This window comes from Streptomyces sedi (assembly GCF_006335015.1).
Classification (GTDB): Bacteria; Actinomycetota; Actinomycetes; order Streptomycetales; family Streptomycetaceae; genus Streptomyces; species Streptomyces sedi.
This window is the reverse complement of the sequence record NZ_VDGT01000006.1, coordinates 141,503-158,412: the sequence shown is the minus strand read 5'-3', so window position 1 is coordinate 158,412 and position 16,910 is coordinate 141,503. Positions and strand designations below refer to the sequence as shown.

15 protein-coding genes are annotated in these 16,910 nt (G+C 72.1%); 4 read left to right on the top strand and 11 right to left on the bottom strand.

Annotation, left to right across the window (positions count from 1 at the left end; translation table 11 throughout):
- Window positions 1–69: 69 nt before the first annotated feature.
- Together rsgA and FH715_RS10490 are read right to left on the bottom strand one after the other, a co-directional pair.
- Complete coding sequence (gene rsgA / locus FH715_RS10495) at window positions 70–1,290, bottom strand: ribosome small subunit-dependent GTPase A (protein WP_139643509.1); 1,221 nt, start codon at window positions 1,288–1,290, stop codon at window positions 70–72.
- Between the two features lie 246 nt (window positions 1,291–1,536).
- On the bottom strand, window positions 1,537–2,364 hold the full coding sequence (locus FH715_RS10490) for an alpha/beta fold hydrolase (protein ID WP_139643506.1): 828 nt from the start codon (window positions 2,362–2,364) through the stop codon (window positions 1,537–1,539).
- A gap of 253 nt (window positions 2,365–2,617) precedes the next feature.
- Here FH715_RS10490 and FH715_RS10485 point away from each other — a divergent pair, with 253 nt between their 5' ends.
- Window positions 2,618–3,535 (top strand): transglutaminase-like domain-containing protein, encoded by a 918-nt coding sequence (locus FH715_RS10485; RefSeq protein ID WP_139643502.1) that lies wholly within the window; start codon window positions 2,618–2,620, stop codon window positions 3,533–3,535.
- Between the two features lie 78 nt (window positions 3,536–3,613).
- On the opposite strand, the gene glnA is transcribed toward FH715_RS10485, so the two are convergent.
- Entirely contained in the window at window positions 3,614–5,029 is a 1,416-nt protein-coding gene (gene glnA / locus FH715_RS10480) for a type I glutamate--ammonia ligase (RefSeq protein WP_139643499.1), read from the bottom strand.
- Between the two features lie 197 nt (window positions 5,030–5,226).
- Here glnA and FH715_RS10475 point away from each other — a divergent pair, with 197 nt between their 5' ends.
- Entirely contained in the window at window positions 5,227–5,742 is a 516-nt protein-coding gene (locus FH715_RS10475; RefSeq protein WP_139643496.1) for an RDD family protein, read from the top strand.
- A gap of 252 nt (window positions 5,743–5,994) precedes the next feature.
- Here FH715_RS10475 and FH715_RS10470 read toward each other — a convergent pair whose 3' ends face one another.
- The 4 genes from FH715_RS10470 to lipB form a co-directional block, all read right to left on the bottom strand.
- A complete protein-coding gene (locus FH715_RS10470; RefSeq protein WP_139643494.1) occupies window positions 5,995–6,708 on the bottom strand; it encodes a DUF4191 domain-containing protein in 714 nt (237 codons plus the stop codon).
- Between the two features lie 42 nt (window positions 6,709–6,750).
- Complete coding sequence (locus FH715_RS10465) at window positions 6,751–6,978, bottom strand: hypothetical protein (protein ID WP_139643491.1); 228 nt, start codon at window positions 6,976–6,978, stop codon at window positions 6,751–6,753.
- 167 nt (window positions 6,979–7,145) lie between these two features.
- Window positions 7,146–8,087 carry a lipoyl synthase gene (gene lipA / locus FH715_RS10460; RefSeq protein WP_139643488.1) on the bottom strand — a complete coding sequence of 314 codons (942 nt, stop codon included), beginning with the start codon at window positions 8,085–8,087 and terminating at the stop codon, window positions 7,146–7,148.
- 71 nt (window positions 8,088–8,158) lie between these two features.
- Window positions 8,159–8,944, bottom strand: a complete 786-nt coding sequence (gene lipB, locus FH715_RS10455; RefSeq protein WP_139643485.1) for a lipoyl(octanoyl) transferase LipB — start codon at window positions 8,942–8,944, stop codon at window positions 8,159–8,161.
- Window positions 8,945–9,165: 221 nt separating this feature from the next.
- Between lipB and FH715_RS10450 the strand changes: the two genes are divergently transcribed.
- Complete coding sequence (locus tag FH715_RS10450; protein ID WP_139643482.1) at window positions 9,166–10,710, top strand: NsdA family TPR-like regulatory protein; 1,545 nt, start codon at window positions 9,166–9,168, stop codon at window positions 10,708–10,710.
- 26 nt (window positions 10,711–10,736) lie between these two features.
- Here FH715_RS10450 and FH715_RS10445 read toward each other — a convergent pair whose 3' ends face one another.
- From FH715_RS10445 to FH715_RS10435, 3 genes are all read right to left on the bottom strand, one after another.
- Window positions 10,737–12,011 carry an NAD(P)/FAD-dependent oxidoreductase gene (locus tag FH715_RS10445; RefSeq protein ID WP_139643479.1) on the bottom strand — a complete coding sequence of 425 codons (1,275 nt, stop codon included), beginning with the start codon at window positions 12,009–12,011 and terminating at the stop codon, window positions 10,737–10,739.
- An 803-nt stretch (window positions 12,012–12,814) separates the two neighbouring features.
- On the bottom strand, window positions 12,815–13,846 hold the full coding sequence (locus tag FH715_RS10440) for a TIGR01777 family oxidoreductase (protein WP_139643477.1): 1,032 nt from the start codon (window positions 13,844–13,846) through the stop codon (window positions 12,815–12,817).
- Between the two features lie 17 nt (window positions 13,847–13,863).
- On the bottom strand, window positions 13,864–14,436 hold the full coding sequence (locus tag FH715_RS10435; RefSeq protein WP_139643474.1) for a DUF4240 domain-containing protein: 573 nt from the start codon (window positions 14,434–14,436) through the stop codon (window positions 13,864–13,866).
- Window positions 14,437–14,732: 296 nt separating this feature from the next.
- Between FH715_RS10435 and FH715_RS10430 the strand changes: the two genes are divergently transcribed.
- Complete coding sequence (locus FH715_RS10430; RefSeq protein ID WP_139643471.1) at window positions 14,733–15,662, top strand: SDR family oxidoreductase; 930 nt, start codon at window positions 14,733–14,735, stop codon at window positions 15,660–15,662.
- A gap of 58 nt (window positions 15,663–15,720) precedes the next feature.
- Here the strand turns inward: FH715_RS10430 and FH715_RS10425 are convergent, their stop codons facing one another.
- Window positions 15,721–16,749, bottom strand: a complete 1,029-nt coding sequence (locus FH715_RS10425; RefSeq protein WP_139643468.1) for a helix-turn-helix transcriptional regulator — start codon at window positions 16,747–16,749, stop codon at window positions 15,721–15,723.
- Window positions 16,750–16,910: the final 161 nt, after the last annotated feature.

Sequence of the window (16,910 nt, the reverse complement as noted above, 5' to 3'; positions counted from 1 at the left end):
GAACGCCCCGCCCCACCGGCGCGGGCGCCGACGGAACGGGGCAGACGGACGGGGCCGTGCGCGCGACCCTCAGCGCTGCCGGTCGCGGAAACGGTAAGCGGCCCGCTGCGTGCGGCTGATCGCCTTCCAGCGGGTGGCCTGCTCGGCCCGCAGCCGCGCGTCGGTGCGCGCCGCCGCCCAGGCGTTCTCCCGCAGCAACTTGCGGTAGCTGGTCAGCCGACGCTCCGGCAACTCGCCGGACTCCACGGCGGCCAGCACCGCACAGCCCGGCTCCACCCGGTGGGCGCAGTCCCCGAACCGGCACTCCCCGGCCAGCGCCTCGATGTCGGCGAAGACCTGCCCGAGCCCGTCGGCCGCGTCATGCAGCCCGACCCCGCGCAGCCCCGGAGTGTCGATCAGCACCCCGCCGCGCGGCAGCGGCAGCAACTCCCGGCGCACGGTGGTGTGCCGCCCCTTGCCGTCCACCTCGCGGATCTCGCCGGTGGCGAGCGCCTCCTCGCCCAACAGGGCGTTGCCCAACGTGGACTTGCCGGCCCCGGAGGTGCCCAGCAGCACCACCGTGCCGCCCAGCAGCGCCCTGAGCGCCTCGACGCCCTCGCCGCGCAGCGCGCTGGTCGCCACCACGTCGACACCGGGCGCCAGCGAGGCGGCCTCCTCCAGCAGCGCCCCCGGATCGGCGCACCGGTCGATCTTGGTGAGGGCGACGACCGGCCGGGCCCCGCTCTCCCAGGCCAGCGCCAGCAGCCGCTCCAGCCGGCCGGCGTCCCAGGAGCCACCCGCGGGGACGGCCACCACCACGGTGTCGACATTGGCGGCGAGCACCTGGCTGTGGGAGTCGCGGGACGCCGTGGCCCGCACGATCGCGGTGCGGCGGGGCAGCAGCGCCTCCAGGCGCGGCTCGCCGCCGGCCTCAGCGGCCCGCAGCGCCACCCAGTCGCCCGTGCAGGCGCCGGGCGGGCCGCTCTCGACGCGCACCGGGCCGACCCCGGCGACCAGGTCGCACCGGCCGCGGTCGACCCGCACCACCCGCGCCGGCGACAGCCCGCGCCCCGCGTGCTCCTCGAAGGCGGCGGCCCAGCCGCCGTCCCAGCCGAGCGCGGCCAACGCGCCGGCGCCGGCGGAGTCTTCGGGCCCCGGGACGAGTGACGAGGAGCCCGGGGAGGAGTCCGAGGGGGAGTCCGAGGGGGAGTCCGAGGGGGAGTCCGAGGAGAAGCCCGACGAAGCCTCGGAAGAGGAGTCGGAAGAGGAAGAAGAAGAGAACTCGGAGGGGAAAGAGAAACGCGAACTCATGACAGATGAGCACCCTTGGGTAAGGGTCCCGCGCGCGACGGCGGACACGCGTCGGTCAGGCGGCGGCCGGGACCCGGGGAAGAAGAGGGAACTGCGGTGCGCTGCTCGGAGCAGGCGTCGTCTGCGCGGCCATCGACCTCACCTCCCACTCTCCAGGACCCCTCAAGGGGCCGACGTCACAAGCCCGTTCACCGTACCACCGGGCTCCCCAGACCCGCCGGGAATTGTCGACCGCCGGCCGCCGCGTCAGCGCTTGAGGAAGACGAGCAGGTCCTCGTGGAACCGCTCCTTGAACCCCCGCACGCTCGCCAGCCCGTGCGGCGCGCCCTCGTACACGTGGAGCGTCGCGTCCGGGATGATCTCGGCCGACTTCCGCGCCGAGGCGTCGATCGGCACAATCTGGTCGTCGTCGCCGTGGATGACCAGCGTCGGCACGTCGACGCGTCGCAGATCCTCCGTGAAGTCCGTCTCGGAGAACGCCGCCACACAGTCCAACGCGCCCCGCACCCCGAGCTGCATGGCCATCAGCCAGAACGCGTACCTGTTGCCGTCCGTCACCTCGTTGTCCGGCCGGTTCGCGCCGAAGAACGTCTCGGTCAGGTCCAGGTAGAACTGCGAACGCTCCCCGCGGACGCCCTCCCGGATCTGGTCGAAGACATCGATCGGGGTCCCCTCGGGATTCTCCGGCGTCCGCAGCATCAACGGCGGCACCGCGCCCAGCAGCACCAGCCGGCTGACCCGGGCCGAACCGTGCCGCCCGAGATAGCGCGTGACCTCGCCGCCCCCGGTGGAGTGCCCCACCAGCGTGACGTCGCGCAGGTCCAGCTCCTCGATCACCTCGGCCAGGTCGTCGGCGTAGGTGTCCATGTTGTTGCCGTGCCAGGTCTGGCTGGAACGGCCGTGGCCCCGGCGGTCGTGGGCGATACCGCGGTAGCCGTTCTCCGCCACCAGGTTCAGCTGGTCGTCCCAGACATCCGCCTGGAGCGGCCAGCCGTGCGAGAAGACCACGGGCGGGCCGACACCCCAGTCCTTGTAGTAGATCTGCGCTCCGTCGCGGGTCCTCACAAAGCTCATCGGTGCCTCCTTCGGCCGTCCGTCAGGACCGCCCCTTCGAACGTAGAGGGGCAAGCCGAACGGCGCAAAACCAGCCGGACCAGCCGGTAACCTCCCGCGCCCGCCTCGCCTCACGCTCACTCCACGAGATCTCGATGGACAGAGGAAGGCGAAAAGCGGCAGGCTCAGCCCTCGAATCGAACTGGGGAGCGATAAATTCGGTCGGTGCGCCACCCGGCGACGGGCCATCCCCCCGAACCACCCCGGAGCGCCCGTGTCCGAACCCGCACCACACGCCGCACGCCTCACCCCCGAGGCCGCCGCGTTCCACACCGCACAGAGCCCCTTCTCCGACCCCGTCCGCCACGCGGACGCCTACGCGGCACTGCCCGCCGACCCCGAGCGACTCGCCCGCGCCGCCAGAGGACTGGTCATCCACCGGCTCGAAGGCACACACCTCGGCTACGAGATCCCCGAGCGACGCCTCCACCACGACGCCGAGACCCGCTACCTCGACGACATCCTGGGCCTCATCCTCGACCGGAACAGCGCGCCCCTGACCGACGAACGTCCCTACAACGACCGATTCGTCGGCACCTGCCGCGACTTCGCGCTACTGCTCTGCTCGTTCCTGCGGCACACCGGCATCCCCGCCCGGATGCGCTACGGCTTCGCCGACTACTTCGCCGACGACGACTTCCACGCCGACCACGCCGTCACCGAGTACTGGGACCCGCGCCGAGGATGGCTGCTGGCCGACGCCAACGTCGCCTCCGCACCACCCGCCGGCATCGACCCGTTGGACGTCCCCCGTGACCGTTTCCTCACCGCCGGCGCCGCCTGGCACGCCGTCCGGGCCCGCGACGCCGACCCGCGCACCTTCGGGGTGCGCACCCCCGAGACCGCCCTGGTCGGCGAGTGGCTCGTCGGCGACGCCCTCCGCCTCGACCTGGCCATGCTCAACGGCGCCGAACCCCTGCTCTGGGACGTCTGGGGCGACAGCCCCACCGACGACGCGGACCTCACCGACACCCTGCGGGCCCGCCACGACCGCGTCGCCCGGCTCACCGCCCCGCACGTCGACCTCGACGCCGCCCGCGCCCTCTACCTGGCCGAGCCGGAACTCCGCCTCCCCGGGAACGTGCTGTCCCTCGCCCCGTTCCTCGGCCCCCGACGCGTAACGCTCCGCTGAACCCGACACGCACGCGGCGAGGGCCGCCACCCCGCGGCTGGGGTGACGGCCCTCGTCCGGCGTGACGGCCCGGCGGGCTCACACGTCGAAGTACAGCTCGAACTCGTGCGGGTGAGGCCGCAGCTGCATCGGCGCGATCTCCTTCTCCCGCTTGAAGTCGATCCAGGTCTCGATCAGGTCCGAGGTGAAGACCCCGCCGGCCTGGAGGTACTCGTTGTCGTTCTCCAACGCCTCCAGCACGGCCGGCAGCGAGGTCGGGACCTGCGCCACCCCGGCGTGCTCCTCGGGCGCCAGCTCGTAGAGGTCCTTGTCGATCGGCTCGGCCGGCTCGATCTTGTTCTTGATGCCGTCCAGGCCCGCGAGCAGCAGCGCCGAGAACGCCAGATACGGGTTCGACGACGGGTCCGGCGCGCGGAACTCCACGCGCTTGGCCTTCGGGTTGGAACCGGTGATCGGGATGCGCATCGCGGCGGAACGGTTCCGCTGCGAGTAGACCAGGTTCACCGGCGCCTCGAAGCCCGGGACCAGACGGTGGTAGGAGTTGACCGTCGGGTTGGTGAACGCCAGCAGCGACGGCGCGTGCTTGAGCACACCGCCGATGTAGTAGCGGGCCGTGTCCGACAGGCCCGCGTACCCCTGCTCGTCGTAGAAGAGCGGCGACCCGCCCTGCCACAGCGACTGGTGGACGTGCATCCCCGAGCCGTTGTCGCCGAAGATCGGCTTCGGCATGAACGTCGCGGTCTTCCCGTTCCGCCAGGCGACGTTCTTCACGATGTACTTGAAGAGCATCAGGTCGTCGGCGGCGGCCAGCAGGGTGTTGAACTTGTAGTTGATCTCCGCCTGACCGGCCGTGCCCACCTCGTGGTGCTGCCGCTCGACCTCCAGGCCCGCGGCGGCCAGCTCAAGGGAGATCTCCGCCCGCAGGTCGGCGAAGTGGTCCACCGGCGGCGCGGGGAAGTAGCCGCCCTTGTAACGGACCTTGTAGCCCCGGTTGCCACCCTCCTCGATGGCTCCGGTGTTCCAGGCGCCCGCCTCCGAGTCGATGTAGTAGTAGCCGGCGTTGGAACGGGTTTCGAAACGCACGTCGTCGAAGACGTAGAACTCGGCCTCCGGGCCGAAGAACGCGGTGTCCGCGACCCCGGACGAGGTCAGATACGCCTCGGCCTTCTTCGCCACGTTCCGCGGGTCGCGGCTGTAGGCCTCGCCCGTGATGGGGTCGTGGATGAAGAAGTTGATGTTGACGGTCTTGTCCCGCCGGAACGGGTCGACCCGCGCGGTGGTCAGATCGGCGATCAGAGCCATGTCGGACTCGTGGATGGCCTGGAAGCCACGGATCGACGACCCGTCGAACATCAGCTGCTCCGCCGGGTCGAACGCCTCGGCCGGAACGGTGACGTGCTGCATGGTGCCCGGCAGGTCGCAGAAACGGACATCGATGAACTTGACGTCGTTGTCCGCGATGTACTTCTTGATCTCGTCGGCGTTTCGGAACATCCGATGTCCTCCTAGCCCCGACCCGGGAGGGCGGGGGATGTGCGGCTCGGGAGTGGCCCGTCGCGCGGGCCTGCCAGGGCCGACCCTAGGGAGAGGCCATTTCTCGGGCATGACCCACTTGTTTCCCCAGTGTTAACCGGACTTCTCGCCGGATAGCCGGCGGCACGCCGACCGGCCGGCCGCGCTACCGTGGAGGCGTGGACAACCGGCAGGCAATTGGTTCGTGGCTCTCCGGCCCCCGCGCGGCGGCCGAGGGCATGGGGATCGACTTCGGATACCGGGGCGAACGCCTGGGCCTTCCGAGGGAGGGACCGGGGTCGATCGCCCCGGTCGGCCGCAGGCTTGCGGCCATCTGCGTGGACTGGCTGCTCTGCGCCTTGATCGCATACGGTCTCCTCGCCCAGGGGAACCTCGCGACGGCCAACAACTGGACCCTGGCGGTCTTCACCCTGATGAGCCTCATGACCGTGGGCACCGTCGGAATGACCCCCGGAAAGCGCCTGTTGGGGCTGCGCGTGGTGCACCTCTCCGGCGAGCGCCTCTCCTTCCCGCGCTCGGCCCTCCGCTGCCTGCTGCTGGCGCTGGCCATCCCGGCCCTCATCTGGGACCGCGACGGCCGCGGCCTCCACGACCGCGCCGCCGCCGCCGTGCAGGTGCGCCTCACCGGCCAGCCCGCGGCCGACGAGCCCCCGGCGACGGCGGGCGCGGCGTAGCCGCCACCGCGGCATCGTCCCCGCCGGCGGGCGGGACGACGACGGCGAGGGCCGTTGGCCGAACGGTGAACATCGATGTCACCGCCCCGACCAACGGCCCTCGCCGTCTCGTGACTTCACACCCGGGCCGCCCGGACGGCTCCGCCGCCCCGGACACCGCCGCCGCGAGGTGATCCCCGCGGGCCCGGCCCCGCTCCGAACCGTTCAGCGCTCCGAACCGTTCAGCGCTCCGAACCGTTCAGCGGTGAACCCTCAGCGGCCCCGACGGGGAGTCTGGTTGTTGCCCTTCATCCGCATCCCGCCCTTGGGCATCGGGCCCTTCGGAATCGGCATGTTGCTCATCAGGTCGCCCATCGCGCGCAGCCGGTCGTTGACCTCGGTGACCCGCGGGCCCGCCAGCACCTTCGGGTACTTCGCGATCCGACGGCGCAGCTCCTTCAGCTCCACCTGGTCCTCACCCTTGCCGACGACCATGTCGTGCACCGGAACGTCGGAGACGACCCGGTTCATCCGGCGCTTCTCGGCCGCCATCAGCGTCCTCAGCCGGTTCGGGTTGCCCTCACCGACCAGGACCACGCCGCACTTGCCGACCGCCCGGTGGACCACGTCCTGCTGGCGGTTGACCGCGATGGCCGGGGTGAAGACGATGCCGCGCCGCATGTTCTCCAGAACGGCCGCCGCGGCGCCCGGCTGGCCCTCCATCTGGCTGAAGGCCGCCCGCTCGGCCCTGCGGCCGAAGACGATGGCGGTGGTCAGCAGCGCGACCAGGAAGCCGAGGATGCCCAGATAGACCGGGTGTCCCCAGAGAAAACCGATACCGAGAACGATCCCGAACGTGCCCAAAAAGACCAGAGCCAGCCACAGGCCGATCCAACGATCGACCCGCTTGGCCATCTTGTAGGTCAGACCGATCTGCTTCAACCGGCCTGGTTCTTCGGAATCCTGTTCCTTTTCCTTCCGCGCCATGCGGGCCAGTGTACGGCGCCCCCGGCCCGCCCCTCGCCCGGGTCAGGCCCCCGAGGTGGGCAACGCGGGCGACGTGTCGCCCGCGCCGACCGTGCGGAGCGCCCGCACCGCGTCACGGTGCGCGGCGGCCCGCTCCTCGTCCTCGCGCACCGCGGACCTGGCGTTCTCCAACGCGGTACGCCGACCGCCCGCGAGCAGCCGCTCGTCCAGGGCCCGCAGGGCCCTCCCGACACTCGGCCGCTCCCCGTGCACCAGCTGAACCAACCCCATCACCGCGTCCCTCCCCGACGACCCGGCCACCCACGGCCGGGCAGTGTCCTCGGCGCCTGTCGACGCCCCGCGAACCCGCCATGGGCCAGCCATGGACAACGTTCCCCCTCGTATCGTGCCCGCGCGGTGTTTCCACCCCGTGGCCCCCGGATCAACGGTCCGTGCCGTCAGGCCGCCTTCGGGGCGCCGCGCCGCTCGACGGCCTGCTGGTAGAGACGGCCGGCGCGGTAGGAGGAACGGACCAGCGGACCGGACATCACGCCGGCGTACCCGATCTCCTCGGCCTCCTGCTGCAGTTCGACGAACTCCGCCGGCTTCACCCAGCGCTCCACCGGGTGGTGGCGCGGGGTGGGCCGCAGGTACTGCGTGATGGTGATCAGCTCGCAGCCGGCCTCGTGCAGGTCGCGCAGCGCCTGGCTGACCTCCTCGCGGGTCTCGCCGAGGCCGAGGATCAGGTTCGACTTGGTGACCAGCCCCGCCTCGCGGGAGAGCGTGAGCACCCGCAACGAGCGCTCGTAGGTGAACGCCGGCCGGATCCGCTTGAAGATCCTCGGCACCGTCTCCACGTTGTGCGCCAGCACCTCGGGGCGCGAAGAGAAGACCTCGTCCAACTGCTCGGGGACGGCGTTGAAGTCGGGGATCAGCAGCTCGACACCGGTGCCGGGCATCGCCTCGTGGATCTGCCGCACGGTCTCGGCGTAGAGCCAGGCGCCGCCGTCCGGCAGGTCGTCACGGGCCACGCCGGTGATCGTCGCGTACTTCAGGTCCATCTGGCGTACCGAGTCGGCCACCCGACGCGGCTCGTCCCGGTCCAGCTCCGCGGGCTTGCCGGTGTCGATCTGGCAGAAGTCGCAGCGCCTGGTGCACTGTTCGCCACCGATGAGGAACGTGGCCTCGCGGTCCTCCCAGCACTCGAAGATGTTGGGGCAGCCGGCCTCCTGGCAGACCGTGTGCAGGCCCTCGCGCTTCACCAGCCCCTGCAACGCCTGGTACTCCGGGCCCATCCGGGCGCGGGTCTTGATCCACTCCGGCTTGCGTTCGATCGGGGTCTGGCTGTTCCGGACCTCAAGACGCAACATCTTGCGGCCGTCTGGTGCGACAGCGGACACGTCCGGCTCCCTACGGCTTCGATTCTTTGGCGTTCCCCAGCGTACGCCTCGGGAAGTGGGGGTGATCCCGGTCACACGGCCCTCGGTAGCGGGGTGGCCGCGGACCACATAGCGGTGAGGTACTTCTCGACCACGGGGAGTACGTCGGTGACCGTCACCGGCCGCCCCAGCTCGTGCGAGAGCGAGGTCACGCCGGCGTCCCTGATGCCGCACGGCACGATCCGGTCGAACGAGGTGTTGTCGGGATCACAGTTGAGCGAGAAGCCATGCATGGTGACGCCTTTGGCGACCCGGATGCCGATCTGCGCCAGCTTCCGGTCCTCGTGGCGCTGGCCGGCGTTCGACGGCGCGTACTCGGGACCGTTCAGGCGCGGATCGAACTCCTCGTCATGCCGCCGGGGGTCGAAGTCCAGCGACAGGCCGCCCAGGCCGGCCCGTGTCCCGGGAACCTCGTCGCCCAGCACCCACACCCCGCTGCGGCCCTCGACCCGGGTGGTCTCCAGCCCGAACTCGGCGCAGACGGCGATCAGCACGTCCTCCAGCCGGCGCACATGCGCGACGACATCGACCGGTCGCGGCAGCTTCATGATCGGGTAGCCCACCAGCTGGCCCGGACCGTGCCAGGTGATCTTTCCACCACGGTCGACATCGATCACCGGAGTGCCGTCCAGGGGGCGCTCGTTCTCCTCCGTGCGCCGCCCGGCCGTGTAGACCGACTGGTGCTCCAGGAGCAGGCAGGTGTCAGGGGTCTCGTCGGCGAAGCGGGCGGTGTGGACCCGACGCTGCTCCTGCCAGGCGGCGTGGTACTCCACCGCCTCGGCCCCGAACCCCAGATGGACAAAGCGCAGCTCGCCCACTGCAACTCTCTCTTTCCGTACACGTGCTTGGCATACACGTTCTGGTGACACGCACTGGCGTCTCACCTCAACTCTAAGCCCGACGGAAAGCGACGAGGGGGGTGGCCTCCGGCTCACACATACGGATGAATCATCCGCCGTCGCGGCGTTGCGACCTGGCGGGACCGTTACATTCACGCCGTTCCAGCCGCACAGCCGTAAGGCAGGAGACCGCATCGCCGATGTCTACGGAACGACCCGGAGGCCCGGCCTCCCCGCAGCCCGCCACGCCGCGCAACCCCAACCGACAGCTGGCCGCCCTGATCGCCGAGGCGGGCTTCTCCCACGCGGGGCTCGCCCGCCGTGTCGACCAGCTCGGCCTCGAACATGGCCTCGACCTCCGGTATGACAAGACCTCGGTCACCCGCTGGCTTCGCGGTCAGCGACCGCGCGGCACCACCCCGGCACTGATCGCCGAGGTGTTCACCCGACGACTCGGCCGAAGGCTCTCCGCCCAGGACCTGGGGTTGGAGGCCTGCGCCCCCGTCTACGCGGGGCTTGAGTTCGCCGGCAGTCCCGCCGAGGCGGTGGACATCGTCGCCGGGCTCTGGCGCAAGGACACCGGCGGATACGCCGAGCTCCGCAAGATCGCGTTCACGCCCGCCGGCCTCGTCGTCCCAAGCCGCGACTGGCTGATCGGGCGCCCCGACGACCGCGTCGCCCGAGGGGAGGCACCCGAGGGCGGCGCCGCACAGGAAGCACCGCCCACGCCGGCCGTCCGGGTCCCGGAGCAGCTGCGCGGGCACGGCCCACTGGGCGCCGCCCGCGCCCAGCTGCGAGCGCCGCGACCCAGCCGGATCGACCGGGTGGAGCGAGGCCCGGGGCAGCGCGTAACGGCCGGTGACATCGCCGCGCTGCGCTCCGTTGCCGAGCTCTTCCGGGGGCTCGACCAGGCCTACGGTGGCGGTCACGCGCGTCAGGCCCTCGTCCGCTACCTGGAGCACGAGCTTGAGCCCATGCTCAGAGGCGGCTACGGCGAACAGACGGGGCGCAAGCTCTTCTCCGCCGCCGCGGAGCTGACGCGACTCGCGGGGTGGACGGCCTACGACATCGTCGCCCACGGCCTGGCCCAGCGGTACTTCGTGCAGGCGCTGCGCCTGGCGCAGGCCGCCGGCGACCGCGGGTACGGCAGCTTCGTCCTGGTGTCGATGAGTCGACAAGCCGTCTATCTCGGCCATGGCCGAGAGGCCGTCCAGCTGGCCCGTGTCGCCCAGCAGGGCATCGCCAGTTCCGTCGCGCCCGTCGTCCAGGCGTTGCTGCACGCCGTGGAGGCACGGGGCCACGGACTGCTGGGTGAGGTCCGATCCTGCACGGCCGCCATGGCCAGGGCCGAGCGCGCTCTGGAAGCGGCCAGGTCCGCCGAGGACGCCCCGCCCTGGGCGCGTTACTTCGACGAGGCGCAGCTGTCCGACGAGTTCGGGCACTGCAACCGGGACCTTAAGCAGTACCGGGCAGCTGCCCGGCACGCCGAACGCTCGCTCCAACTACGCCCTCCCGAGTACGCGCGCAGCCGGCTCTTCTGCCGGGTGGTGCTCGCCTCGGCCCGTCTTGGCCTGGGCGATGTGGAACAGGCGTGCGCCCTCGCGGCGGAGGCGGCTCAGCAGGCCAACGAGATGCGTTCGGCACGCGCCCACGAGTACGTGCAGGACTTCGAGCGGCGCCTGGAGCCGTTCCGCGACGCGGCTGCCGTCCGGGCCTACCGTGAGAAAACGGCGGTGCTCCGGTAGCCCGGGCCCGGTGCCCGGTTCCGTGGTCAGCCGGCGGCGGCGCTCGCGGACGGGGCCGCCGGGGCGCACCCCAGGTCCTCCATGACGGCGAGGCTCGCTCGCCGCGCGGAGACCAGGTCGCCGGTGATGCCGGGCAGGTCCCGGTGGTCGCCACAGACGTACAGGCCGTCGAGCAGCCGTACCGGACGGCGCCTCCGGTACGGCGGCGGCAACACCGGGACCGCCTGGGGGTCGTGGTGTGCCGCCAGCAGTCGCCACCCGTTCGCCGGCGCCCCGTGCAACTCCCCGAGCTGGGTGCGGGCCGCCCGGTCCAGCCGGTCGGGCCGCTCGGCGGCCTGCGGGCCGATGACCACCGACGTCAGCAGTGTCTGTCCGGCGGGGGCCCGGCTCGGGTCGGCGGCGGAGACGGCGACCGAGTGCGCCACCGGGCCACGCGCGCCCGCCTCCACCAGCAGCGCCGGCCGGGGAACCGGCAGCTCGGGCGCCGCGTGATGCAGCACGGTCATCTGGTGGAAGCGCGGCATCCGCAGCCCGGGCAGCAGTCGGCCCGCTGTCGCCGCGCCCGTCGCCACCACGACGGCCCGGCAGCGGAAGACACCGTGGTCCGCGGTCTCCACCCGCGTGGTTGCGACAGATGTGACAGTGACGCCTGTGCGCAAGGCCCCCACGGGGAGTTCGGCGGCGAGGGCGTGCGGGAGCGTCGCCGCGCCTCCCTCCGGAAGTGCCAGGCCGTGACGGGCGAACGCGCGGAGCACCGCGTCGCTCAGTCGGCTGGACGTCGACAGCTCCGGATCGTGAAGCAACGCGGCCAGCGCCGGCCGGAGCATCGCGTCGGCGATCCGCGACGGGATGTCCCGCTGCGTCAGCGCCTCGGCCGCCGTCACTTCCGGCCGCCGGGAGAGCTGCTCCTCGGAGAGCCGTCCCAGCCGCGCGAGGTTGGCCCGCAGCCAGATCTGGTCGAAGGACTCGGCCGGCGGAGCCGCCCCCTCGCCCTCGCCGCCCAGTTGGCAGACGGGCCCCGCGCCGTGCAGCCGCACGCCGCCGCGCAGGGGGCTCAGAGCCACCGGGCGGGGCAGCTCGGCCAGTGCCGGAGACTCCGGGAGGGTCAACTGGCTGGAGCGGTCGAGGAGGAAGCCGTCCCGCTTCTCGGTGGCCATCCGTCCGCCTATGCGGTCGCCGCTCTCCAGCACGAGGACTGTCAGCCCCGCGGCGCTCAGTCTGTGGGCCGCCGACAACCCGGCCGGGCCGGCCCCGATGACGACGACGTCGCTGTCCGTGTGGCGCGTTCGGCTGCTGAGCACTGGGCCTCCCTGGTGAGGTGGTCGGTGCGTCGGAGCGGCGAGCAGGTCCCGGCGGGTGGGCCTTGGTTGCTGATGCCCGGTGAAGCGCGAGCAATGCCTTCCGAACCGGAGCCGACCCTCTCACGCCGGCCCGAAGGCGGCAGAGCGCATGGATGGGGCATCGGCGCACAAGGAGGGCGCAGAGCCTGGCGAAGGCCCGTTGCCGGTGTTCCACGGCCCTTTCGGTGGCATGGCCGAGGAGCCGGACGGCGTCGCGCCGGCCGATCCTCCATGACTCGGCGGCTCTTTCCCTGAGGCGGCCCAGGCCGTTCCGGAGAAGGGGAAGGACGGTGCGCGACACGTGGCTGGCGGGCGGCGGGCAGGCCGCCGCGGTCAGCGGCAAGGGGATGGGACACCCGCGGGTGGTCAGCCGGCGGCGTGGGAGGCGACGGCGGGAGCTGGTGGACGCTCCCGGTGGCGCGGTGGGAGGGGGCCCGTGACCGAGCGGGCGCCTGGGAACGGAACGCGGTCCGCGAGCGGCGGCCCCGGCCCCGGGCGCCTGCCCGGATCGCTGGTGTCGCGAGGGCTGGCGCCCGGGGGTGAACGGGGTGCGGCGCGGAGGCTTCGGCGGCTGGGGGCGGTGTCCGACGAGCAATCTTCGGAGTGTGCCGCGCGCCAGAAGGCCCTGACGCTGGCGGAGGGGGCGGAAGGCCACCGCCGAGAGCAACAGTTCGCTACGGAGAGTCATGTTGGCGACCGTACAGGTCACTACTGACAGTGACAATTCCTCGGGCGGGTGAGATGCCCGCGCGGCACCGGGAAGGTCACTCCAGGGCCGCGCGGATCGCCGCCTCCGCCGTGGGGTGTCGGAACGTGAATCCGGCCGTCTGGAGTCGGGCCGGCAGAACGCGCTGGCTGCCCACGATGTCTTCGGCGAACTCGCCCACCACGACCCGCAGCGCGAACTTCGGCACGCGTAGGATCGCCGGCCGGTGCAGCACCCGCCCCATGATCTTCGCGATCTCGCGGTTGGTGACGGGTTGGGGGCCGGTGAAGTTGACCGGCCCCTCCAACGCGTTGCTCTCCGTCAGGAGAAAACGCGTCGCGGCCAGGTAGTCGGCGAGGGAGATCACGCTCCAGTACTGGCGTCCGCTGCCCAGCGGGCCGCCGATCCCGGCGCGGAACAGGGGGAAGAGCCGCCCCCACGCTCCGCCCTGGCGGGCGACCACGTGTCCGGTGCGCAGGTGGATCGTGCGTACCCCGGCTCGGCGGGCCGCCTCGGCGGCGCCCTCCCAGTCGACGCAGACATCGGCCAGGAATCCTTCGCCCACGTCGGCGTCCTCGTCCACCGGCCGGTCGCCGGTGTCGCCGTAGTAGCCGATCGCGCTGCCACACAGAAAGACCCGAGGCGGCGTGTTCTGGGCGGCGATCGCCTCGGAGATGGCCGTGGTGCCGAGCACCCGGCTGTCCCTGATCACCTTCTTGTAGCGCGACGTCCAGCGATGATCCCCGACGCCGGCGCCCGCCATGTGCACCACGGCGTCGCAGCCCGCCAGCGCGGCGATGTTGGTGGTCCGGTCCTGGCCCGTGGGGTCCCAACGCGCTTCGTCGTCCGCGCCGGGCGCGCGACGGACAAGGCGCACCACCTCGCAGCCCTCCGTGCGGAGGGAGTCGACCAGCGCCCCTCCGATCAGCCCCGAGGTGCCGGTGAGCGCGACGCGTCGGGGGAGCCCGCCCGGAGCGTCCTCGGGCGCGCCACCGGGGGCGGGGGAGTCGGCGCGGGGACTCGCGGCCGAAGGGGGGTCGGGGGCGGAGCCGGCGTTGTCGCCGGGGGGAGGGGAGGAGTCAGCTGCCATGGCGCCATCCTGGTGGATCACACCGATGCCGGGCCACCCGCGACCCCCCGACGGGCGCTCGGCAACCCGGGCGCGCCGAACCGCGCCCACAGTCTCGGATAGGCGGCTGCCAGCGCGCTCTCGTCCGCCAGGTCGACAGCGGCGCCCTCCGGTTCGGCTCCCGGTTCGCTCAGCCCCACATCGGGCAGTTCGTCGCCGGTGAGTTGTTCGTAGGCGTCGAAGGCGGCGTAGCCGATCTCCTCCGCCTCGCCCTCGGTCCGTGCGTCGAAGTCGGAGGGCAGCAGCTCGGCCAGCGCGTCCGGTGCCAGGAGCGTGCCTTCGAAGACCGTCCTGCCCAGGCTGATCAGCCAGCAGCGGAAGTTCTCGAAGGCCTCCTCGTCGGCGCCGTTCAGCAGCACCCAGGCCGCACCCCACAGGTCCCAGCGGTGGGCGCGGCTGAAGCGGGCCTCGAAGTGCCGCGCGAAGTCGTGGACCGCCTCGGGGTCCAGGAGGACCAGCCGTTCCACCAGCAGTTCGGCGTGCAGGTCGGGATCGCGCCCCGCGGCGAGGCGTGTCTCGTCGACCAATGACCAGAATCCGGTCTCGTCCATCACGGCATCAGGATCGACGGGTTGGGCCCGGCGCGCACGTCGAAGCTCACCCGGACGAGCGAGGTGCGCGACGCGGCGTTGGAACGGCCCCCGGGGAAGCGTCGAGAACGCGGAAAGCCCGACAGAAGATGTCGGGATTGACTGCCAGAGTCGGTTCGGCCGGGAACGCAAGCGCTTCCTGCGCCGGATCGACGCGTCGCCCCCTCGGGATCGACGGGTCGACAAGGAGACATCCACACGCCGATATGGCGGGCGTGTGGACAGCCGAGTGACGGAAAACAGCGGAGGGTGCACGCGTGACAACAGAGTACGGGCCACTGGCCGGGCGGATCGCGCTGGTCGCGGGGGCGACCAGGGGTGCGGGCCGGGCGATGGCCGTGGAGTTGGGGCGGGCGGGGGCGACGGTCTACGTCACCGGCCGCACCACCAGGTCAGCGGTGAGCGAGGTCGGTCGTTCCGCCGAGACCATCGAGGAGACCGGGGAACTGGTCACCGCCGCGGGGGGCGAGGGGATCGCCGTCCCGACCGACCACCTCCAGCCGGAGCAGGTCCGGGCGTTGGTGGAACGGATCGACCGGGAGCGGGGCCGGCTGGACATCCTGGTCAACGACATCTGGGGCGGCGAGCATCTGATCGACGTCTCGGTGAAGAAGAGGATGTGGGAGTTCGGCCTGGAGCCCGGACTGCGCATGTTGCGCCTCGGGGTCGAGACACACATCGTGACCAGCCACTTCGCGCTGCCGCTGCTGGTGCGGAACGAGGGCGGTCTGCTGATCGAGGTCACCGACGGCACGTCCGAGTCGAACGCCGCCTACCGGGAGTCGTTCTACTACGACCTCACCAAGTTCGCGCCGCTGCGGATGGTGCTGGGGTTGGGGCAGGAGCTGAAGGAGTTCGGTGGTGCGGCGGTCTGCGTGACGCCGGGCTTCCTGCGCTCGGAGCAGATGCTGGAGTCGGCCTTCGGAGTCACCGAGGAGAACTGGCGTGACGCGATCGCCCAGGAGCCGCACTTCGCGATCTCCGAGACGCCGACCTACCTGGGGCGCGGCGTGGCGGCCCTGGCGGCCGACCCGGAGCGGGCGCGGTTCAACGGGCGGTCGTTGGACAGCGGCACGTTGGCGCGGGAGTACGGCCTGACCGACGTGGACGGTTCGCGGCCGGACTGCTGGGGCTATCTGTCGCGGGTCCTGGCCGGGGAGAAGGCGGACCCCGCCGACTACCGCTGACCCCGTACGCCCGGCGCGGGGGTCCACAAGGCCGTCCGCGCCGGGCGGTCGCCCGCTTTCACCGGGGCGGGCGTTCACCGTCCGCCGCGTTCGCCCGGTCTGCGTCGGCGCCGGTCGCGTAGAGGGTGGCCAGGGCGGCGGCCGAGCGGGCGAGGCGGGCGCGCAGCGCGGCCGGTTCGAGGACCTCCGCCTCGGGGCCGAGGGCGAGCAGCTGCTCGTAGGCCACATCGGCCGACTCCACGGCCAGCGTGACCGTGATCCATCCCCGCTCGTCCGGGCCCTCGGCGCCCGCCAGGGCCTCCCGCGCCGCGGCCCTGTCGGTGTGGTGGCGCAGCCTGCCCGCGCCGTTCTCGCTCAGCCTCAGCCGCACGGTCTCCCGCAGGATCGCCCGGGCGAAGGCCGCCGCCTGTCCGGCCCAGAAAGCGGGGAGGTCGAAGTCCGGGTCCCGCGCGAAGTGTTCCTCTTCGACGGTCACGTCGGAGAAGCGCGCGACCCGGTAGATCCGGTGGGTCTCCGTGCACACCGGCCGGGCCGCCAGGTACCAGGCGCCGGCCTTCAGGATCAGCCCGTGGGGTTCCCAGGTGCGGGTGGCCGTGGAGCCGTCGCCGCGACGGTAGTTGGCGCTCATGCGCCACTCGCCCCAGACCGCCTCCGCGACCGAGGGCAGCGCCTCGGGGGTCTCCGGTGCCTGCCACCAGTGCGGCGCGTCGAGATGGAACCGCTGCGCGGCGCTGTGCTCCGCGTCGCGCAGCTCCGGCAGCAGCGCGGCGGAGACCTTGAGGCGGGCCGCGGAGGCGGTGTCGGCCAGGCCCATGTCGCGCAGCGCGGACGGCACGCCGGAGAGGAACAGTGCCTCGGCCTCGTCGCGCCCGAGGCCGGTGAGGCGGGTGCGGTAACCGCCCACCAGGCGGTAGCCGCCGACGCGGCCCCGGTCCGCGTACACCGGGACGCCGGCCTCGGAGAGCGACGCGACGTCCCGGACGATGGTCCGTTCGGAGACCTCAAGCTCGGCGGCCAGCTCACCGGCCGTCATGCTCCGCCGGGACTGCAACAGCAGGACGAGTCTGATCAACCGAGCCGCGCGCACCGGCCCAGCCTCCCCGATGGGGAGGGCCCGGGGCAACGCGAGTGCGGCACCGGCGGTGTGACGGGCGTGCCGAGGGAGACGGCCGGCCGTCGTGGGCGACGACCCCATACTTTTCGGCCAGACGACGGGCCCCGGAGGGGTCGTCTCTGGCAGCATGAGTA

Excerpts from the sequence above, each read along its gene's own strand:
- rsgA (WP_139643509.1), bottom strand. The coding sequence starts at position 1,290 with ATGAGTTCGCGTTTCTCTTTCCCCTCCGAGTTCTCTTCTTCTTCCTCT.
- FH715_RS10490 (WP_139643506.1), bottom strand. The coding sequence starts at position 2,364 with ATGAGCTTTGTGAGGACCCGCGACGGAGCGCAGATCTACTACAAGGAC.
- glnA (WP_139643499.1), bottom strand. The coding sequence starts at position 5,029 with ATGTTCCGAAACGCCGACGAGATCAAGAAGTACATCGCGGACAACGAC.
- FH715_RS10470 (WP_139643494.1), bottom strand. The coding sequence starts at position 6,708 with ATGGCGCGGAAGGAAAAGGAACAGGATTCCGAAGAACCAGGCCGGTTG.
- FH715_RS10465 (WP_139643491.1), bottom strand. The coding sequence starts at position 6,978 with ATGGGGTTGGTTCAGCTGGTGCACGGGGAGCGGCCGAGTGTCGGGAGG.
- FH715_RS10450 (WP_139643482.1), top strand. The coding sequence starts at position 9,166 with ATGTCTACGGAACGACCCGGAGGCCCGGCCTCCCCGCAGCCCGCCACG.
- FH715_RS10440 (WP_139643477.1), bottom strand. The coding sequence starts at position 13,846 with ATGGCAGCTGACTCCTCCCCTCCCCCCGGCGACAACGCCGGCTCCGCC.
- FH715_RS10435 (WP_139643474.1), bottom strand. The coding sequence starts at position 14,436 with ATGGACGAGACCGGATTCTGGTCATTGGTCGACGAGACACGCCTCGCC.